Source organism: Mycolicibacterium arseniciresistens, from assembly GCF_030519285.1.
Classification (GTDB): domain Bacteria; phylum Actinomycetota; class Actinomycetes; order Mycobacteriales; family Mycobacteriaceae; genus Mycobacterium; species Mycobacterium arseniciresistens.
The window spans coordinates 1-3,374 of sequence record NZ_JAUMSQ010000190.1 but is presented as its reverse complement, the minus strand read 5'-3'; the positions used below and the strand labels follow the sequence as shown (position 1 = coordinate 3,374).

General features: G+C 69.2%; 3 protein-coding genes. 2 read left to right on the top strand and 1 reads right to left on the bottom strand.

Annotation, left to right across the window (positions count from 1 at the left end; genetic code table 11):
• A partial coding sequence (gene purD, locus Q2100_RS21150) for a phosphoribosylamine--glycine ligase (protein WP_302915636.1) occupies positions 1–1,239 on the bottom strand: 1,239 nt, incomplete at its 3' end.
• A 106-nt stretch (positions 1,240–1,345) separates the two neighbouring features.
• Between purD and Q2100_RS21145 the strand changes: the two genes are divergently transcribed.
• Together Q2100_RS21145 and Q2100_RS21140 are read left to right on the top strand one after the other, a co-directional pair.
• The gene (locus tag Q2100_RS21145; protein WP_407667671.1) at positions 1,346–2,572 is read left to right on the top strand and encodes a cytochrome P450; all 1,227 of its coding nucleotides are present in this window, start codon (positions 1,346–1,348) and stop codon (positions 2,570–2,572) included.
• Positions 2,573–2,599: 27 nt separating this feature from the next.
• Positions 2,600–3,208: a TetR/AcrR family transcriptional regulator gene (locus tag Q2100_RS21140; protein WP_302915634.1), complete on the top strand. Its 609-nt coding sequence runs from the start codon at positions 2,600–2,602 to the stop codon at positions 3,206–3,208.
• Positions 3,209–3,374: the final 166 nt, after the last annotated feature.

Below are 3,374 nucleotides of genomic sequence, written 5' to 3'. Positions count from 1 at the left end.
GAGTCCGATGTCGGTCCGGAAGTGGCTGCCGGGCAGGCGAACCGACTCGATCAGGCGATAGGCCGCGGCGCGGGCGGCCGACAGGTCCGCACCGGTGCCCACCACCGACAGCACCCGACCGCCGGACGAGACGACGGCGCCGTCGTCGCGGCGCGCCGTACCGGCATGCAGCACGCCGTCGGCCTCCGACCCGGTGATCGCGTCGCCGACCCGCGCTCGGCCGGGGTAGTTCTCGGCCGCGAGCACCACCGTCACCGCCGCGCCCTCTTGCCAGCGCAGTTCGCCGAAGCCGGCCAGCTGCCCGGTGGCGGCGGCGCGCAGGAGCTGACCCAGCGGGCTGTCCAGCAGCGCCAGCACCGACTGCGTCTCGGGGTCGCCGAATCGGCAGTTGAACTCGACCACCGCCGGCCCGCGGGACGTGATGGCCAGCCCGGCGTACAGCAGCCCGGAGAACGAGCTGCCTCGCCGGACCAGTTCCGCGGCAACGGGTTTGACGATGTCGTCGACGATCTGCGTGGTGACATCGTCGGGCAGCCACGGCAGCGGCGCGTAGGCGCCCATGCCACCGGTGTTGGGTCCGCTGTCGTTGTCCCCGACGCGCTTGAAGTCCTGCGCGGGCAGCAGGGGTACGACGGTCTCGCCATCGACGACGCAGAACAGCGACACCTCGGGACCGTCGAGGAAGGACTCGAGCAGCACCGGGTGGCCGGCGTCGAGCAGACCGGCGGCGTGCGCGCGCGCGGCGTCGCGGTCGGCCGTCACCACCACGCCCTTGCCGGCAGCCAGTCCGTCGTCCTTGACCACCCACGCCGGATCCCCCGCCGCCGGCCCGAACCGGTCGAGCGCCTCGTCGAGGCGAGCGGGGGTGTCCACGATCTCGCTCGTGGCGGTGCGCACGCCGGCGGCGGTCATCACGTCCTTGGCGAACGACTTCGAGCCCTCGATGCGGGAGGCGTCCTTAGTCGGCCCGAAGCAGTCGATGCCTGCCGCACGCACCGCGTCGGCCACGCCGAGCACCAGTGGCACTTCCGGACCCACCACCACCAGGTCGGCGCCGATGCGTTGCGCCAGTTTCGTCACCGCCTCGCCCGAGGTCACGTCGACGTCGTACTGGTCGGCGATGACCGCGGTGCCGGCGTTGCCGGGCGCGACGGCCAGGGTCTCGACCTCCGGGTCGCGACGCAGCGCGAGCAGCAGGGCGTGTTCGCGGGCGCCGGATCCGATCACCAGGACGTGCACAGTCGACAACCCTAACGCGCCCGACCGGGCATACACTTGACAGCAGAGTGTATGGTCGTGGTGAACGTGGCCCGCGTCACACAAGGAGGTATTCGCCGTGACCACCATGGAGAGCCGCTGTCCGTTCGGACCCGGGTATGACTTCACCGACCCCGACGTCCTGCTCAAGGGCATCCCGGTCACCGAATTCGCCGAACTGCGCCGCACGGCGCCGGTGTGGTGGAACGAGCAGGCCGAGTCGATCTTCGACGACGGCGGCTACTGGGTGATCAGCCGGCACGAGGACATCAAGTCGATCTCGCGCAACGGCGACCTGTGGTCGACCAACCGCAAGGGCGCGGTGATGCGGCTGCCCGAAGGGGTCACCAGCGAGCAGCTCGACCTGACCAAGGCGCTGCTGATCAACCACGACGCCCCGGAACACACCCGGCTGCGCAAGATCGTCTCGCGGCTGTTCACGCCGCGGTCGGTCGCCGCGCTGGAGGAGCGGCTCGCGGTGGCCGCCCGCGAGATCGTCAGCGCCGCAAGAGAACGAAACTCCGGCAATTTTGTCGACGATGTCGCGATGCCGCTCCCGCTGCAGGCCATCGCCGATCTGATCGGCGTGCCGGAAGCCGACCGCGAGCGGCTCTTCCACTGGACGAACTCGATCATGAACACCGACGATCCGGACTTCGACTCGGACCCGACGACCGCCAACGCCGAGTTGATGGGTTACGCCTACACGATGGCCGAGGAGCGCAGGCGCTGCCCGGCCGACGACATCGTCACCCGGCTGATCGAGGCCGACATCGACGGTGAGTCGCTCGGTGACGTCGAGTTCGCGTTCTTCGTGATCCTGCTGGCGGTGGCGGGCAACGAAACCACCCGGAATGCCATGACCCACGGCATGAATGCCTTCTTCGAACACCCCGACCAGTGGGAGCTGTTCAAGCGCGAACGGCCGAACACCGCGGTCGACGAGATCGTCCGCTGGGCCACCCCGGTGCACTGCTTCCAGCGCACCGCCCTCGCCGACGTCGAGCTCGGCGGCGTGACGATCCGCGAGGGGCAGCGCGCCGGCCTGTTCTACAGCTCGGCCAACTACGACGAGGACGTCTTCGAGAACCCCTTCCGCTTCGACATCCTGCGCGACCCGAACCCGCACCTCGGCTTCGGCGGCAACGGCGCACACTTCTGCATCGGTGCGAACCTGGCCCGCATGGAGATCAAGCTGATCTTCAACGAGATCGCCGACCAGATACCGGACATCGCGAAGCTGGCGGAGCCACAGCGGCTGCGATCGGGCTGGATCAACGGGGTGAAAGACCTACAGGTCAGCTATCGCGGCTGAGCACACCGGCTGACGTACCATCGGCCCATGCGCACCCACGGCTGGTCAGGCGCGGCGCCCGCGTCCGACGAGGAGGCCGTCGCGCGCATCCTCGCCGCGGCGGGCAGGGCGATCGACGAGCGCGGCGCCGACATCAGCATCGCCGACGTGGCCCGCACCCTTGGCGTCACGCGGCAGACCGTGTACCGGTACTTCCCCAGCACCGAAGCGCTGCTCGTCGAGGCGGCGGTGCACGCGGCCGCCGACTTCCTCGAGCGGCTCGCGACGCACCTGCAGGGCATCACCGATCCGGTCGAGGCGGTCGCAGAGGCGATCGCCACCGCACTGGAGTGGCTGCCCAAGGACAAGCACATCGGCCTGCTCGTCACGCCGGGCCGGGCCGACGCCCACAGCGAGTCGGTGACCTCAGACGTCGCCCAGCAATTCGCGAACGCGATGCTGCGCCGGTTCGACGTCGACTGGACCGGTCTCGGCTACACCGACCACGAACTCGACGAGCTCGCCGAACACCTGCTGCGGATCATCCAGTCGTTCGTCGTCGACCCCGGCCGGCCGCCCCGCACGGGCGAGGACCTGCGCGCCTATCTGCGCCGCTGGGTGGGCGGCGCGGTCGCGCCGCGCCAGCTTCCGTCGTAGCCTAGCCGGCGCCGCGGACGTCCCCTTACACCCTCGAAATAGTCTGCCCCCCAGGGGTTTCAGTAGTCACGACGCGTCTCGAAATGTCTTCGAGAGCTCACATGAAATACGTCGCCATTCTCTGTCTTGAGTCAAGAAGTCGGCAGGTTTTTCTGTGGGTGGGTGT